The following is a 16,256-nucleotide window of genomic DNA, read 5'->3' as shown; positions in this document are numbered from 1 at the left end:
CAGTTCCGGGGCGATTGTAAAGCGACGATGAGCCCCCGTCAATGCGACCGGTCTTCGCGTCTTCGTGCCCGCGGGGCTCTACCGTGCAGAAGGAATCCCGCTATCGGAGGTAGGAGACGGAGCATTCCCGACCAGTGCCAGTGCGAGGCGGGCGACCGGTTCGGGCTGGAGTTGGCGCAAACAGCTCCGGACACGACAACCATGTGGGCGACCGATCCGATAGCCGACGTAACAGCAGGGCGAGCACGGCAGCTGTCGCGTCAGCGCAACGATCCGCGTGCCGGAAGGCGGCGTGCCGTCCGGTGTCACGATCGTGCTGCCGAGTGGACGCCAGGCTTCGACGTTCGTCGGGCCGAACAGGGCGAGCGTCGGCCGGTCGAGTGCTGCCGCGAGGTGAACCACACCGCAGTCGCTGCCGATGACGAGGGCAGCGTCGGCCAGTACTGCTGCCAGCACCGGGAGACTGGTGCGCCCTGCCAGATCGAGTGCACGCGCTACTCGCTGGATGGGGCGTGCCAGGTCTGTCTCGTGCGCTGTTCCGGTCACGACGATGCCGAATCCAGCGTCAGCGAGCTGACGGGCAACGGTTCCGAAGTGGTCGGGCGGCCACAGTCGGGCTGGTGCGAACGGACCGACACCGGGATGGATCACCACGTACGGCCGGGGTACGGATGCCAGAAGTCGAGATGCAGCTCGCCGCGCCGCCTCCGGTATGACGAGATAGGGGCCACTCACCTGGCCGGTGGCACCGAGTGCCTCGACTGCCTGCAGTGCGTACTGCCATTCGGAGGACGCACCGAAGCCTCGATCTGGTATCGGATGGGTAAAAAATCCGCCCGTTCCGTTATCGAGACCGACGGTTACCGGACTGCGCGTCGCTGCGAGGAGCAAGCGATACAGCCACCATCCGGCCCTGGTCGTGAGGTGATGGAGCAGGACCACCGCATCGTAACCGGCGCGGGTGAGAGTCCAACAGGTTCGACCGAGGGTCAGGAAACCGCGCGCTTCTCGCAGCTTGGCTTTGTCCACGACGTGTATACCGTCGATATCGGGACAAAGGGCGGCGAGTTCCGCACCGACCGGTGACGTCAGAAGATCGATCCTCGCCTCGGGAAAGGCACGCCGAAGGGCGCGGATAGCCGGGAGGATGAGAACCGTGTCGCCGAGATCAGCGATCTTCACGACGAGTATGCGATGAAACCGTGTCAGCATGACGTGTTCCGATCGCCTCCGCGAGAACATCCAGAGTAAGGTGCGCCGATCGTTCCCAGGTGAATTGTTTCGCGTGCTCGAGCCCAGCCCGCACCAGTTGCGGCCGATGCACCGGGTCTCGCGCCTCAGCGATCGCACGAGCGATGTCCTCGACGCTCAGCGGATCGCAGGTGATCGCTGGCCCGGCGATTTCGGCGAGCGCGCCGCGGCGGCTCGTCACGACCGGGATACCACAGGCCATTGCCTCCAGCACTGGTAGCCCGAACCCCTCGTAGAGCGACGGGAAGACGAACAGCTCAGCAGCGCTATAGAGCGCGGGGAGATCGCTGTCCACGACGTGCCCGAGCACTCGGATGCGCTGTCGTACCGGGCTCGACCTTATCGCTGTCTCGATCGGCTCGGCCAGCCAGCCACGTTTTCCGGCGAGAATTAGTTCGAGCTCGTGATCGGTCGCTGCCACGCGTTCGAAAGCCCGGATCAGCCGGACGAGGTTCTTGCGTGGTTGCAGCGTACCGACATGCAAGAGGAAAGGCTTGTGTAATCCGTAGCGCTCCCGAACGCGCGCGACCTCTTCGGCAGTCCGAGGTGAGAACTGGCGATCGACACCATGCGGGACGACGGCGATTCGCTCGGGCGGTACGCGATAGAAGCGAACGAGATCGCGAGCGGTCGCCTGCGAGATCGCGATCACTCGTCGTGCCTGACGGACACTCCGCAGCGTGCCGAACTCAAGGTAGAGGCGCTGGAGCAGAGGATGCGCCTCCGGTTCGTACCGGTATCCGAGGTCGTGCACCGTGACGACGCCTGGCACCGGACACCAGACCGGAAGGACGTGTGCCGGGACGAAGAGAAGGTCGACAGGGTGTCGCACGAGCTCGGCAGCCAGACGGACATGCGTCCAGAGGCGTGGGAAGGGAATCACGCGGAACTCGGCCCGCTCGGCCGGAACCGAAAGCTCGAGCGGGCCTCTGACGAAGAGGCGAAACCGGAATGGAGTCGCGATCTGGAGCAGGTGCTCGACGATGCACTGGGCGTACCGCTCGGTGCCAGTCACCTTCGGGACTGCGATGCGACTCGCGTCGATGCCGATAACACGTGGTTTCATCTCGGTGCGCTCGATGACAGGAGTTCGTCCACCGTGCTGATAACCTGCTGGGGCGTCAGCGCGATCATACAACCGAGTCCGAGGCTTCGATCCGGTCCGATATCGCCGCACCGCGAGCAGACCAACGGTGAGCGAATGACGCGATGGCGATCCGACGGTCCCCAGGGGCCGAACCGCGCTGGGTGGGTCGGTCCGAAAAGATGCACCGAGGGCGTCCCCACGGCGACTGCCAGATGGAGCGGACCAGTATCCGGGCCGATCACCAGCTGGGCGCATCGCAAAAGCTCGGCGAGCATCGGTAGGGAAAGAATGCCAGCGAGGACAGTGACCCGAGCACCGGTCGAGCGGGCGATCGCCTCGAGTTCTGGCCGCTCGCTCGCGGAACCGGTGAGGACGACATGCATTCCGCGTTCAGCGAGCGCATCGATGACGATCGTCCAGCGATCGGCTGGCCAGCACTTGGCAGTAGCACCGGAGCCGGGATGCACGACGACGAACGGCTGGGTGACAGCGTGATCTTGTAGGATACAGTCCAAGTGTTCCTGTGCACGTTCGTCGATCGGCCAGACCAGCGGGAAACGAGTCGGGGAAATCTCCGCGACCTCGCGGTCGGCTCCGAGGAGGCTGAGGAGCGCACTGACGAGTTCGATGTTACGGGCCGCGACATGCGTCGAGTGGAGCGACACCGGGTGCGTGAGGAAGGGACGGACATGCGGATGATCAGCGCCGATACGGAGCGGAATGCCGGCCAGTTCGCAAAGCCACGCACCCCACCAGTGATCGTCGCGCAAGATCACTGCGGCGAGCGGGCTCCGTCGCCGGAGTCGGGCGGCTTCGTGGAGGAGAAGGCGATACGGAGCGAGCGGTGTCCGTGGACCTTGGCGAGTGAATCCGGGGAAGGCAAGGACGAGGAGACCGTCGTACCCTCGCACGGTGCTGAACAGAGGGACATTCCATGGGCCGATCGCCAGCGTCAGGCGCAGTGACGGTACCGAGCGCCGGAGCCACCACAGTGCTGGGAGCGCGAGAATGCCATCGCCGAGGTGATCCGGCTGGATCAGCAGAATCTCTCGGCGCGGTGCAGGTGGAGTCACCGGTGATGGAAGCGAGCGTCCGATGGCTCGTGCGAGTGCGCGTGCCACAGCACGCATCATACCAGTTTCCCATCGATCTGGAGGAGGGCGCAGCACGCTGCGAAGACCTCTTCCACCGTTACCAAGCGCATGTCGAACTGCTCCGGTATCGCGAACGGCCGACGCAAGTCCTGCTCGGTTGCAATGTGCCAGCTGGCTGGCGGCGCACAGACGATCGCACGGCGACCGAGCGGCCGGTACCGCAGCGGACTCGTCGGACCGAAAATGGAGACGGTCGCTGTCCCGACAGCGGCTGCCAGATGCCCCGCGCCCGTGTCGTTCCCGACGAAGAGGTCAGCCACGGCCAGGAGACCCGCCAGTTCCTTCCACGACAGCTGGCCGGACCAATCGACCAGGCATTGCCGAGCCAGACGACGGACAGCCTCGACTGCTTCGCGGTCGGTGGGTCCACCCACCAGGATGACGGTCGCACCGAACCGGTTCACGAGTCGATCGGCGAGGCCTGCAAAACGATCGGGTGGCCACCGCTTAGCGAGCAGGTGACTCCCCGGGTTCACAGCACCGCCGGGATGCAGAACGATAAGCGGTCGCGCAAAGGGAGCAGTACGGGCGAGCATCGTCTCCCGTACTGAAGGCGGGACGAAGTATTCGGGTTCGAAACCCTGGTCCGGTACACCGAGCGCGCGACTGACGGCAAGGTAGGCTTCCGTTTCATGCTGTGTCGGGTTCGGGCGGACGGGGTGCGTGTAGAACCGTGCACGCCAGCCGTAACCGAGCCCGGCTCGAAGCGGTACGCGACTCAGCCAGAGGAGTGCTCCGACGTAGGGTGAGCGATCGAGTCCGAGCGCCCAGTCGTAGCGCTCCCTCGCCAGGCGGCTGGCCAAACGAACGATCCGCGCGATTGTCGGTCGCTCAGGGTACGCGATCAGCCGTCGTACCGCGGGATGCTCGTCGAAGGCCGGAGCAGCCCAAGCAGAGACGACCACGTCGATGGTGGCCTTTGGGTAAGCCGTGCGGAGCGCACGGAGCACTGGTGTCGCCATCAGCGCGTCGCCCAGGCAACATGGTTTCACGACCAGGATGCGCTGCATCCGTCAGCGCGCCGATCGAGCCATGTCCGGATCCAGGATCGCGAAGAGGATCTCGCCTTCGGCGGCGAGTTCCCCATCGACGGTCGCTTTCCCCGTACCGGTGCCGATATTCCGGCGGATCTTGCCGAGCTGAACCTCGAGGCGGAGCGTGTCGCCCGGTCGCACGGGGCGCTTGAAGCGCACGCGATCGATGCCAGCGAAGAAGGCCATTTTCCCGCGGTATTCCTCATGACCGAGGAGCGCCACGGCACCCACTTGAGCGAGCGCTTCGACGATCAGGACGCCCGGCATGACGGGATTACCGGGAAAGTGTCCGACGAAGAACGGCTCGTTCACCGTCACGTTCTTGATGCCGACGGCGCGCTGTCCCCACTCGATTTCGACGATGCGATCGACCAGCAGGAAGGGATAGCGGTGTGGGAGAATTTCCTGAATCTGCCAGGCTTCGAGGATCATCGACACCCGTCCCTCAAGCCAACGCTTCGGCATGCCGCCAGACGATCTGCCGCCGGGCTGGCCCGATGCCGATCATCGTGATCGGTACGCCGATCAATTCCTCGATGCGTTCGACATAGCGACGTGCTTCGAGCGGCAGCTCGCTGAACGAGGCCGCGTGGCTCGTATCGGAGCGCCAGCCCGGTAGCGTCTCGTAGACCGGTTCGATCGTTTCGTACAGATCGATGCGGGCCGGTGGGGCAGACAGGAGCTGATTGCCGAGCCGGTAGCCGGTGCAGATACGGATCTCCGGCAAGGGATCGAGCATATCGAGCTTGGTCAAGGCCGCTTCGGTCATACCGTTGAGGCGGGCCGTGTACCGTGCCGCTACTGCATCGAACCAGCCGACACGGCGTGGCCGACCGGTCGTCGTCCCGTATTCACGGCCACGCTCACGCAGGAGCTGGCCGATGTCGTCGTGGAGTTCGGTGGGGAAGGGACCTGCTCCGACTCGAGTCGTGTAGGCCTTGAACACACCGACGACACGGTCGACCTGGGTCGGTGCGATACCGGCCCCCTGACATGCTCCAGCAGCGGTCGGCGGACTCGATGTCACATAAGGGTAGGTACCGTAGTCGAGGTCGAGCATCGTTCCTTGGGCAGCCTCGACGATAACGCGCTTCCCCGCTGCGATCGCGTCCTGAACGAAGACCTCCGCCGCGATAACGTACGGCGCCAGTTGCTCGCCCCAGTACCGGGCCTCGCGGAGCAGTTCCTCGAGATCGATCGGCTCGCGCCCATAAAGGTGGACGAAGAGGGTGTTCTTTTCCGGGAGGAGGATTTCGAGCTTCTGGCGCAAGAACGCCTCCGCGCCGGGTAGGAGATCAGCGACACGGATCCCACGCCGGGCGACTTTGTCGGTGAAGGCAGGTCCGTTGCCGCGGAGGGTCGTGCCGATTCCTGCCGCACCGCGACGCTGCTCCTCGTAGGCATCGAGGAGCGGATGGTAGGGCATGATGACGTGGGCGCGATCGCTCAAGTACAGCTGCCCGAGTCGGGAATGCCGCTCGCGTAGTGTGGCGATCTCGCGCAAGAGGTCAGGTGGCGAGACCGCAACCCCGGCACCGATCACGCACGTGCAGTGCGGATAGAGGACGCCCGATGGGATCACGTGCAACTTGAAGACGCCGTCGTCGGTGACCACCGTATGCCCGGCGTTCGTCGAGCCGTTCGGGCGAATGACCACATCGGCGGAGGCAGCGAGGGCATCGGTGATCTTCCCTTTCCCCTCGTCGCCCCACTGGCCGCCCAGGACGATGGCAACTGGCATGGACGGTCTCCTCGTACTCAGCCTGCTGTGCGGGCACGATGCCCCCAGAACTATAGCACTCGCTGGTCGTCAGGCACGGACGCGCGCCTCACGCAACTCACGCAGTCGCTGGAACAGGCGACGTTCCTCCTCGGTCAAGTCGGTCGGGAGGACGACCTTCACCTTTACGAGGAGATCGCCCCGCTCTCCGGTGCGCAGCGAAGGCATCCCCTTCCCGCGCAGCCGGAAGACTTGCCCGTTCTGGGTCCCGGGTGGTATGCGCAACACGACCGGCCGGTCGAGCGTCGGTACCGTTACTTCGCCGCCGAGAATGGCGGTATACAGTGGCACCTCGACTTCGGTGCGCAGGTTGTCCCCGTCCAACGTGAACTGCGGATCGGGGAGGAGATGAACGCGCAAGTAGAGGTCGCCTGGCGGGCCGCCGTTGACCCCAGGCCCCCCCTGACCCGCGATACGGATGCGCGAACCTTCCCGTACACCGGGTGGGATCTTCACTTCGAGCGTCTTCGTTCGTGTCATGTAGCCGCTTCCACCGCAGGTGCGGCAGATTCCGCGTCCGTTGAGCCCGGTACCGTGGCAGGTGGGGCAGACCTCGTCGATCTTCACATCGATCCGTCGCGTCGCACCACGGTACGCCTCGCGCAACGTCACCTCGATCGGGTGCTCGTAGTCCTGGCCGCGCTCCGGCCGCGCCCGGACACGGACATGCTCCCCGCCGCTCGCGAACAGATCGCCGAGGTCACCGAAGAGAAGATCGAAGAACTCCGAGAAATCGCTCGAGCGTCGGCGTCGTTCGCGTGCCCGCTCGCGAGTACCGAAGAACCACTCGGCGAAGTCGGTGGCAGCGCCCTGCGCGCCAGCCGCTTGCTGGTAACGCTCCCAGTCGGCGCCGAAGCGGTCGTACTTGGCGCGCTTCTCGGGGTCGCGGAGTACCTCGTAGGCTTCGTTGATTTCCTTGAATTTTTCCTCAGCCTCGGGCGACTTATTGACGTCGGGGTGGTATTTCCGCGCGAGACGAAGATAGGCCTTCCGGATCGTCTCCTGATCCGCATCGCGCGGCACGCCGAGGATCTTGTAGTAATCCTTGAACTCCATCGCCGCCTGCCACCTCGACCGTTCTCATACTTCGCTCGAGGAGTATAACCCTTGAGTCGTTCCGTAGCAACCCTCGTGCGATCGGCGGGTGCAAGATCGGCCGGTCCCTCCAGCCGTGCGCTGTCTCGCGCCCCACACTCCGCCGCTCCCGGACCACCCGCGCCGCTTCAGTCCGCTCGATGTCTGGAATCTCGAGTCGAGCGGGTGCCGATGGGCCTGAGCAGACCGGCTGACTGCCGAGTTCGAGGTCTTTCGTGCTCACGTCGGTTCGTCCCTTTGCCGATCGGTGGTTATCGACACGGTTGTCCTCGTTGGACTCTCCTTCCGCTGAGGTGCATGCGTGCGCAACCGACCGAACAACTGGTTTTCGCGAACGCGGTGCCGCATCGCCGTGCTTCCTCTGGCCGATCGAGGGTGCCGTCACGTCACGACCGGTACCGGAGCACCGGTAGTCTCGCCGGACTGGAGCTGGCGGCGGACTTGCCCCCAGAGGTGTGCTTGCACGAGGTACGCATAGAGGATCGTCGCGACGATACCGACGATACACAACAAGACGCCGAACAAGGCGAAGAAACTGAGACCAACCGTGATCAGCAACACGAGCAGGAGGGGCGTCGCTGCCCGACCGATCTCCCTGAAGATTTCGGAGAGCGCGAACGCTTCGCTCAGCCGGTCCGTCACCGCGAGCCGGCTGAGCGGAACCGGGAGAACGTAGGTGGTCGCGAAAGAAAGAATGAACGAGACGCAACCGAGACAGATCGCAGCCAGTGTGAACGCTCCGAGCCCGCTCCCGCGCCCGCCGTTATCGGTAGACAGGACGCTCGCCACCTGCGAGCACACGCCGATGAGCGTGGCGGGGAGCGACCAGACGAAGGACGTCACCGCACCTTTGAAGCCGAGGGCGAGGTCTCGCCCGAAGTCGTCCCACTCCGGGAGTGGGACGTCCGAGCCGCTGGCTACTCCTCGTACGATACGCAGAATGTACCCGAACAGGATCAACCAGCCGATGATCGGGATGATCAGCATGACGAGCGCGATGAGGAGCTTTTTGAGCCATTGAGGATCCTGAAACACGTAGGAGAATGCGCGACCGATATCCATCTTCCGTTATCCCTTCCCTCTGTTGCGGTACGTCGGCCTGGCTGCGAGCAGTGTAGTGCCTGACTTCCGGAAGGGCAAGCCTTTCTTGCTCTGGTGCTGACTCGGTGCTGGGTTGGTAGACGTAAGGCAGAATGAGCGAAAAGGTCGTGCACGTTCGACGCGCGGCGGTCTCAGGACAGCGTATGTTCTGTGTCCGACCGCGCACGGCGGCAGCCGCGTCGGCTGCCGGGGCACGGTTCGTCGAGCTGCGGGCGAGTGGACAATAGGCGTCGGACCACGGAGCTGCCGCGGCTGTACCGGTGAGGGCGGAACGCGATTTTCTCTCCCGTCCTGACGGCAGCCGCAGTGGGTTACTCCAAGCGTCGAATGACGAGGAGAAGCTTCCCTTGGATCTCGACGTTGTCCGGTGTCGTGTAGATCGGTTGCATCGTGGCGTTGGCAGGTTGCAGTCGAATCAGGTTGCCCTCGCGGTAGAAGCGCTTGAGTGTGGTCTCTTGTTCACGCTTGAGCCAAGCGGCTACGGTGTCACCGTTTTCTGCACTCGCCTGACGACGCAGGATGACAATATCCCCGTCGTCGATCAAGGCGTCGATCATCGAGACACCCTTGACCCGCAGGGCATACAGCTCGTGTGGTGACTGGCCAACCAGCGCGCTCCCGATCTCGATATATTCCGTCGCGCCGTTCGCCTCAACCGGCTCGAGAACCGGTAGCGGTTGCCCCGCTGCGATGGTGCCGACGAGCGGCACGCGGACAATGCGATCGGAGGCAACTTGGCGGCGCTCGAGTAGCTCGATTCCACGGGAGATATTGCGGTTCCGACGAATGTAGCGGAGATACTCGAGAACGTTGAGGTTATAATCGACGACACTGGTGGACGAGATGCCGAGTCCGGCTTGGATCTCGCGCACCGTGGGCGGAAAGCCATGCTCGTCGATGAACGTTCGAATGAACTCGAGGATCTCCTGTTGGCGCTTGGTCAACCGCTTGCCCATGCGAACCCTTCGCTTTCTCGAACCACTCGACATCGGGACCAGTATAGGTGCGAACATCCGTTCGTGTCAAGGTTCGAATGGTGTCTGGCTGCGCGAGCGGAGCGTAACGGAGCATGTCGTTGGTCGATGGGGCGATCTTCCTGCTGTTCGTGGCGATCTACACTGTCAGCTTTCTCGCAGGTCGCGCGCGGACGATCGCAGCGCTCGTGAGCTGGTTCGTGGTGATGGTTGCAGCGGCATTCTTCACCGGCCCGATGGCTGCCGCGCTGCGCAGCCTGGTACCAGCGATGTCGCGTTGGGCGAGCGAGTTGCTCGCGTTCGTGCTCGTGGTCGTATCGATCGGCGTGCTCGGGGTCTGGGGCAGTCTTTGGTCGCTCCGAGCAGCTCCGGTGGTCGCTGGCCGCTGGCAACGCCAGAGAGTCGGCCCGCTCGGGCTCTTCTCGCAAGCGCTCTTGGCGATGGTCTTTGCCGTCTTGCTCGTCGCCTCTCTCGTGATGGTCGCGAGCAACACGATCCAGCAGCTGCCCCCGGATGCCTTCAGTGAACGACTGCGTGCTGAGATGACGCGCTCGCGACTCGTACCGATCGTACGCGATAGCGAGCCGTGGCTCCGTACGGTCGCTATCGACTGGGTTCCGGGGGAGCCACCGTCGCTCCTCGGTGGTCGGTGAAACGCAAGATGAGCGATCTGGTTCGACTGCTCGAATTCGATAAAGTCCGCGAAATGCTGGCAGCACGGTGCCAATACTCGGTGGCACGTGAACGTGCGCTCGAGTTGGTACCATCAGCCGATCCCGTTCACGTGACGTATCTCCTGGCGGTCACGCGTGAAGCGGTGCGGCTCCTGGCCGAACGCCCCGACTTCTCGATCGGCGGCTTTCGCGACATCCGTTCGTTGATCGAGCAGGCGTGTCACGGGATGGTTCTCGAGCCGATCGGGCTCCGGACTATTTTGGACACACTGGAAGCAGCCCGCGTCGTCCGACGTCAGTTCGGTGAGCAGGAGCGCTGGCGTGAGCGCTTTCCGAATCTCGGCGAGTTCATCGAGGCGATGCCGGATCTCCCCGGGCTTCGCGCTGAACTGGCTCGGAGCATCGGGCCGCGCGGTGAGGTTCTCGACTCGGCATCGCCCGAGCTGGCGCGGATCCGGCACGCGCTGAAAGACGCCCACGAACGGTTGCTCGAGCGACTGCGGCGGCTCCTTGTCGAGCGCGAGGATGCGGTTCAGGAAGCCTATTTTACGGTTCGTGAAGGGCGCTACGTGATTCCGGTTCGTGCTGATCGCCGCTCGAGCGTTCCCGGTATCGTGCACGACGTTTCCGGTAGTGGCCAAACGGTGTTCATCGAGCCGCTCGAAATTCTGGACTTGAACAACCGCTGGCGGGAGCTGCAAGCAGCCGAGGCGCACGAGATCGAACGCATCCTGCGGAAGTTGACGCAGCTGATCGCTGAGCATCGCGAGGAACTCCTGCGCTTGGTCGAAGCTGGTGCGGCACTCGACCTCGCCCTGGCGAAAGCGCGGTTCGCTTCCGATCTCGCTGCGACTGAACCGGAGCTTGTGGAAGCTCGCCGAACGGCCTTCCCCGGTGGCCACCCGCACAAGCGCATCCGTTTGCGCCAGGCTCGTCATCCGCTACTGGATCCCAAGACCGCCGTGCCTCTCGACATCGAACTCGGCGAACGCTTCCGGATTCTCGTCATCACCGGTCCGAACACCGGCGGCAAAACGGTCGCACTGAAAACGGTCGGCTTGCTCGTCCTCATGGCACAAGCTGGCCTCTTTATCCCCGCTGCGGAGGGAAGCAGCCTGAGCGTCTTCCCAGCAGTCTTCGTCGATATCGGTGACGAACAGAGCATCGAACAGAACCTTTCGACCTTCTCATCACACATGAAACGAATCGTGGCGACGCTCCAGCAAGCGGACGCGGAGAGCCTGGTTTTCCTCGACGAGCTGGCAGCTGGCACCGATCCGCAGGAAGGGTCGGCGCTGGCGCGCGCCATTCTCGAGCGCTTGTTGGAGCTCGGCGTGCTCGGTGTCGTGACGACACACTACCCGGAGTTGAAAGCGTTCGCAGCCGGTACGCCCGGGTTGGAGAATGCCAGCGTCGAGTTCGATCCAGTGACATTGCGTCCGACTTATCGGCTCCGTATCGGGTTACCGGGACGTTCACACGCGCTCGAGATCGCCCGTCGTCTCGGCCTGCCGGAATCGATCGTGCGCCGAGCGCAGAAGCTGGTTACAGGTGGTCAACTGGAACTCGACAGGTGGATCGCGGAACTGCAGGCTCGTCTCGCTCGGGCAGAGAAGGAAGCAGCGGAAGCAGCGCGGGCACGAGCAGAAGCGGAGAGTCTCCGCGCCGAGGCCGAACGGCTGCTCGCTGAGGCGCAACGGGAGCGAGACGAAGCACGGGCGGCAGCGCTGGTCGAGGTTGAAACCGAACTCCGTCGGGTGCGCGAGCTGGTGCGTCGTCTCGAGCGACGCGCTGAATCGACTGTCTATCCAGCACCCCGTGTGGTCGAGGAAAGTATCAGAGCACTGGAAGAGGCACGTCGGCGACTTCGCGCGGCTTCGGCTCCAGGTTCGGCAGCCGCTGCGGTGCGAGTGGGTGATCGGGTGGAAGTTCCAGCGCTCGGTCTCGAAGGTGAGGTGGTGGCTGTCCTCCCTGACGAAGACGAGGTCGAAGTCCAGGTGGGGAACTTCCGTGTGCGTCAGCCGCTCACGGCGGTGCGTCGAATCGAAAGAGAGAAGTCGCCAACGCAGATCCACCAGCTGCGTACGCGCTCGACTATCATTCTTCCGACGTCGACTGTCGAGCCCGAGCTGCACCTGCGCGGTCTCCGGGTCGACGAAGCGTTGTCCCGGCTGGATCGGTATCTCGACCGGGCAGCGCTGGCTGGCCTACCCTGGGTACGCATCGTCCATGGGAAAGGAACCGGTACGCTCCGTCAGTCGATTCATGACTATCTGCGCGACCATCCGCTCGTCGAGCGCTGGGAGCTCGCTGGACCAGGTGAAGGTGGACATGGTGTGACGATCGTTTATCTTCGCTCATGAGGGCAGGATCATGAAGGACGAGGACGAACTGGTCCGACTCGCTTTGGCTCCCAACGAGCTCGTCGCGGCGCTGTGGCGCGGAGCGCTCGAGGCGGAGGGGATACCCGTCCTGGTGAAAATCCTGGGGCTCGGTGCTGCCTATTGGTCGACGCTCGCGGCCGAACATGCACTGTATGTCCGGGCTAGCGATGTCGCGCGGGCAGCGGCTGTGCTGGCATCCCTCGAAGACAGCCGGAATGGCGAGTCATAAGGGACTATCGCGTACTGGCGGACCGTTCCGGTAGCGGTGCCCCCAGGAGGACCGTTGCTCGGCGCGTCTCGATCTCGCGGAGCACGGCCTGGACGGCCTCCCACAGCGGAACCTCCAGACGGGCGAGGACGAGGCGAACCTGGTTCGGGGTCACGTAGACACCTGAACCGACGAGACGGCGGAGTCGCTCGCGATCCAGTCGTGCACCGACCACCGGCCGAATGTACACCTCGCCATCGCGTTCCAGGATCGAGGCCAATCCCAGTCGATTCGCCCAGATCCGCAGTGCCGCGAGGTCAGCGAGCCGCTGGACGGGTTCTGGCAAGGGGCCGAAGCGATCGCGCAGCTCGGCGACGAGATCATTGAGCTCGGTCGCGGTGCGAAGAGCGGCGAAGCGCTGGTAGAGGCTCATGCGAACCGCTTCATCTCCACAATACTCGGGTGGAATCGTTGCATCGAGCGGAAGGTCGACCGTCACGCTCGGTGGCTCGTCGATCGGCCGTCCCTCGCGAATTTCCTGGACGGCGCGCGCGAGGAGCTGGGTATAGAGCTCCAGCCCGACTGCTGCGATGTGGCCGCTCTGCTCGGGTCCGAGGATGTTGCCAGCGCCGCGGATCTCGAGATCACGCAGCGCGATCTGGAACCCCGCACCCAGTTCTGTTGCCTCCTGGATCGCCTCGAGCCGTGCTTGGGCTTCCGGCGAAAGCGGGCGTCGGTCGTCGTACAGAAGATATGCGTAGGCACGGATGTGTCGGCGCCCAACTCGCCCGCGGAGCTGGTAGAGCTGTGTCAGACCGAGCTGGTCGGCCCGGTCGATAATGATCGTGTTCACCGAGGGAATATCGATGCCGGACTCGATGATCGCGGTGCAGACGAGGACGTCGAATTCCTTCTCGATAAAGGCGATGATGATCCGTTCGAGTTCGGCTTCCGGCATTTGGCCGTGGGCGACAGCGATCCGTGCTTCAGGTACCAGTGTCTGGAGGTGCTCAGCAAAGCGTTGGATGGACTGAACCCGGTTGTGGACGACGTAGACCTGCCCACCGCGCGAGAGCTCGCGCAGGATCGCCTCGCGGATGACGCAGTCGCGTGCAGGAGTCACAAAGGTGCGCACTGGAGTCCGCTCGACAGGCGGTGTCGCGATGACCGAGAGATCACGAAGCCCCGAGAGAGCGAGATAGAGCGTTCGGGGGATCGGTGTCGCGGTCATAGCGAGGACATCGATGTTGGTGCGAAGTCGCTTGAAGTGCTCCTTCTGCGCCACACCGAACCGGTGTTCCTCGTCGATGATGACGAGGCCGAGCCGCTTGAACTGGACGTCACGCTGGAGCAAGCGATGGGTTCCGATCACAATATCGACGGTGCCGTCCCGAATACCCTGGACGATTTCCCGTTGTTCGCTCTTAGGGCGCAACCGCGACAGCATCTCCACCCGCACCGGGTACGGAGCGAGTCGCTCGCGGAAGGTCTCGTAGTGCTGGAGCGCCAGGACTGTCGTCGGAACGAGCACCGCCACTTGGTAGCCGTTGTTCACCGCTTTGAATGCGGCACGCAGGGCGACTTCAGTCTTGCCGAAGCCGACATCACCGCACAGCAAGCGATCCATCGGTCGCGGGCTTTCCATGTCCGCCTTGACTTCCTGGATGGCCCGCAACTGATCCGGTGTCTCCTCATACGGGAACGATTCCTCCAGCTCCCGATCCCAAGGGGTATCAGGGCCGAATGCGATCCCGGGGGTCGCTTCGCGTGCCGCATAGAGTTGCAAGAGCTCGAAGGCGAGTTCGCGAACCGCCTCGCGGACGCGCCGTTTGATCCGGCTCCACTCAGGCGAACCGAGACGTGTCAACTTCGGTTCGCCGTCGAAGCTTTCGTAGAGCGTGATACGGTCGAGTTGATCCACCGGGAGGTAGAGCCGGTCGTTGTCCGCATATTCGAGGAGGAGATACTCGCGGTGCACCCCGTTGATGGTGAGACTGACGAGCCCACCGTACCGGGCGATGCCGTGATCGACGTGCACGACGTAGGCCCCGGGGACGAGTCGGCTGAGGAGATCGCCGGAGGATACGGAAGCCCGGCGACGCTGCGGCGAACGTGGGAAACGCCGCAACCCGAACAACTCGCGGTCGGTCAGAAGCAGCAGGCGTGCTTCCTCGTGCCCCCATCCACCGGAAAGGCGGCCGCGCTCGATCGCAATGGCGCCGTTTGCACTGTCCCCCCGATGGGCGTCGAGACGGTGCTCTTCCAGTACCTGGGTAAGGCGATCGGGTTGTTCCGTCACCAGAACGATGGCGTAGCCGGCATCCCGAAAGGGACCGAGCTGCTCAAGCAGTGCGTTCAAGCGGCCCCCCAGCGTGGGTACGCTAGTCGAAAAGCCGATGCAAGTGGCGCTCCCGTCCGGTGTTTGTTCAACAGCGGTAGTCGTCCCGAGCCAGAGTGTTGCGTGTTCCGTCAGGGCGCGCCAGACCGATTCGGCAGGATGGTAGGGACGGGGTAGCCCGAACGGTAACTCTCCGCTCTGTTCGCTCGCCTCGCGGAGTTCTTCGGCTTGACGCTCGAACTGTTCGAGCGCGAGATGGACCGCACCCGGGTCGATAACCACAACCGAACTACCCGGGCCCAGGTAGTCGAGGAGCGATGCTGCCGCAGGGAATACAAACGGTCGCACCAGTTCCGGTGCCGGAACAAGTTGTCCACGCTCCAATCGGTCGCAGAGCCGCTGCCACTCCGCGACGACTTCCGGGCGGAGCGTGGAGAGATCGAGCGCACGGAGGTGAGCCGCTGCTTCTCGATAGGACGCGATCGGTACGTCGCTGACCGGGAGAATGGTAACCGTATCGAGACGGGAGACGGTTCGCTGCGTCACCGGGTCGAAAGCGCGCAGCGAGTCGACCTCATCACCGAAGAATTCCACGCGTATCGCCTGCTCGGTACCGGGTGGCCAGAAGTCGACGATGCCGGCACGACGGCTGTAGCTTCCCGGCTGTTGCACGAGTGGACTGAGCGCGTAGCCACTCGCGAGGAGGTGGTTGACCAGGCGCTCGGGAGTCAGTCGCGTGCCTGGCTTCAGCAGGAGTCGCTGGTCGCGGAGTGCGCCGGCTGGTGGAAGCAGCTCAGTGAGACCTCGAGCTGGCACGATCGCGATCGTGGGATGGTTGCTCGCGAGACGCTCCAGGAACCAGCTGCGGTCCGCTGCGGTCGGGCGGTCATGGGTGAAAATGTCGTACGGCAACGTCTCCGGCGCCGGCCACGTCATGACTGGGACCTGCGGGACGAGCTGCCCGATCGTTTCGGCGAACTCGTCGGCATGGATCTGGCGCGGCACGATGAGAAGGAGCGGACGGTGCAGCTCGAGCGCGAGTGCGGCGACCACCCACGGACGTGCCGCTGCAGGAAGCCCTTCGATCGTGGCCGAGCGTCCGGAGGTGATCTGAGTGCTGACAGCCTGAAACGATCTCGTCTGTGCGATGCGCCGAACGACCGCTTGCAGAGCCAT

General features: G+C 64.0%; 13 protein-coding genes. 3 read left to right on the top strand and 10 right to left on the bottom strand.

The annotated features are described in order from the left end of the window. Window positions 1–78 precede the first annotated feature (78 nt). The 9 genes from OO015_RS01790 to lexA form a co-directional block, all read right to left on the bottom strand. Window positions 79–1,212 carry a glycosyltransferase family 9 protein gene (locus OO015_RS01790; protein WP_265939200.1) on the bottom strand — a complete coding sequence of 378 codons (1,134 nt, stop codon included), beginning with the start codon at window positions 1,210–1,212 and terminating at the stop codon, window positions 79–81. Beyond that, window positions 1,169–2,317, bottom strand: a complete 1,149-nt coding sequence (locus OO015_RS01785; protein WP_265939199.1) for a glycosyltransferase family 4 protein — start codon at window positions 2,315–2,317, stop codon at window positions 1,169–1,171. The genes OO015_RS01790 and OO015_RS01785 overlap by 44 nt, the downstream gene beginning before the upstream one ends. Next, window positions 2,314–3,471 (bottom strand): glycosyltransferase family 9 protein, encoded by a 1,158-nt coding sequence (locus OO015_RS01780; RefSeq protein WP_265939197.1) that lies wholly within the window; start codon window positions 3,469–3,471, stop codon window positions 2,314–2,316. Before OO015_RS01780 ends, OO015_RS01785 begins: the two co-directional genes overlap by 4 nt. Then, window positions 3,468–4,502 carry a lipopolysaccharide heptosyltransferase II gene (gene waaF / locus OO015_RS01775; protein WP_265939195.1) on the bottom strand — a complete coding sequence of 345 codons (1,035 nt, stop codon included), beginning with the start codon at window positions 4,500–4,502 and terminating at the stop codon, window positions 3,468–3,470. Before waaF ends, OO015_RS01780 begins: the two co-directional genes overlap by 4 nt. Window positions 4,503–4,505: 3 nt before the next feature. Then, on the bottom strand, window positions 4,506–4,955 hold the full coding sequence (gene fabZ, locus OO015_RS01770) for a 3-hydroxyacyl-ACP dehydratase FabZ (RefSeq protein ID WP_416236581.1): 450 nt from the start codon (window positions 4,953–4,955) through the stop codon (window positions 4,506–4,508). A 16-nt stretch (window positions 4,956–4,971) separates the two neighbouring features. Then, complete coding sequence (locus OO015_RS01765; protein ID WP_265939191.1) at window positions 4,972–6,267, bottom strand: adenylosuccinate synthase; 1,296 nt, start codon at window positions 6,265–6,267, stop codon at window positions 4,972–4,974. 69 nt (window positions 6,268–6,336) lie between these two features. Beyond that, window positions 6,337–7,362: a DnaJ C-terminal domain-containing protein gene (locus OO015_RS01760; protein ID WP_265939189.1), complete on the bottom strand. Its 1,026-nt coding sequence runs from the start codon at window positions 7,360–7,362 to the stop codon at window positions 6,337–6,339. 420 nt (window positions 7,363–7,782) lie between these two features. Continuing rightward, complete coding sequence (locus OO015_RS01755) at window positions 7,783–8,463, bottom strand: DUF4013 domain-containing protein (RefSeq protein ID WP_265939187.1); 681 nt, start codon at window positions 8,461–8,463, stop codon at window positions 7,783–7,785. Between the two features lie 350 nt (window positions 8,464–8,813). Beyond that, window positions 8,814–9,458, bottom strand: a complete 645-nt coding sequence (gene lexA / locus OO015_RS01750) for a transcriptional repressor LexA (protein WP_265939185.1) — start codon at window positions 9,456–9,458, stop codon at window positions 8,814–8,816. 113 nt (window positions 9,459–9,571) lie between these two features. Here lexA and OO015_RS01745 point away from each other — a divergent pair, with 113 nt between their 5' ends. From OO015_RS01745 to OO015_RS01735, 3 genes are read left to right on the top strand one after another with little or no spacing between them, the layout of a single operon-like run. Beyond that, window positions 9,572–10,129 (top strand): hypothetical protein, encoded by a 558-nt coding sequence (locus tag OO015_RS01745; RefSeq protein ID WP_265939184.1) that lies wholly within the window; start codon window positions 9,572–9,574, stop codon window positions 10,127–10,129. A gap of 8 nt (window positions 10,130–10,137) precedes the next feature. Beyond that, the gene (locus OO015_RS01740) at window positions 10,138–12,513 is read left to right on the top strand and encodes an endonuclease MutS2 (protein WP_265939183.1); all 2,376 of its coding nucleotides are present in this window, start codon (window positions 10,138–10,140) and stop codon (window positions 12,511–12,513) included. A gap of 10 nt (window positions 12,514–12,523) precedes the next feature. Continuing rightward, window positions 12,524–12,763, top strand: a complete 240-nt coding sequence (locus OO015_RS01735; RefSeq protein ID WP_265939182.1) for a hypothetical protein — start codon at window positions 12,524–12,526, stop codon at window positions 12,761–12,763. A gap of 4 nt (window positions 12,764–12,767) precedes the next feature. On the opposite strand, the gene mfd is transcribed toward OO015_RS01735, so the two are convergent. Further along, on the bottom strand, window positions 12,768–16,256 hold the full coding sequence (gene mfd / locus OO015_RS01730) for a transcription-repair coupling factor (protein ID WP_265939180.1): 3,489 nt from the start codon (window positions 16,254–16,256) through the stop codon (window positions 12,768–12,770).

The organism is Thermomicrobium sp. 4228-Ro (assembly GCF_026241205.1).
Taxonomy (GTDB): Bacteria; Chloroflexota; Chloroflexia; order Thermomicrobiales; family Thermomicrobiaceae; genus Thermomicrobium.
This window is presented reverse-complemented; position numbering and strand designations above follow the sequence as displayed.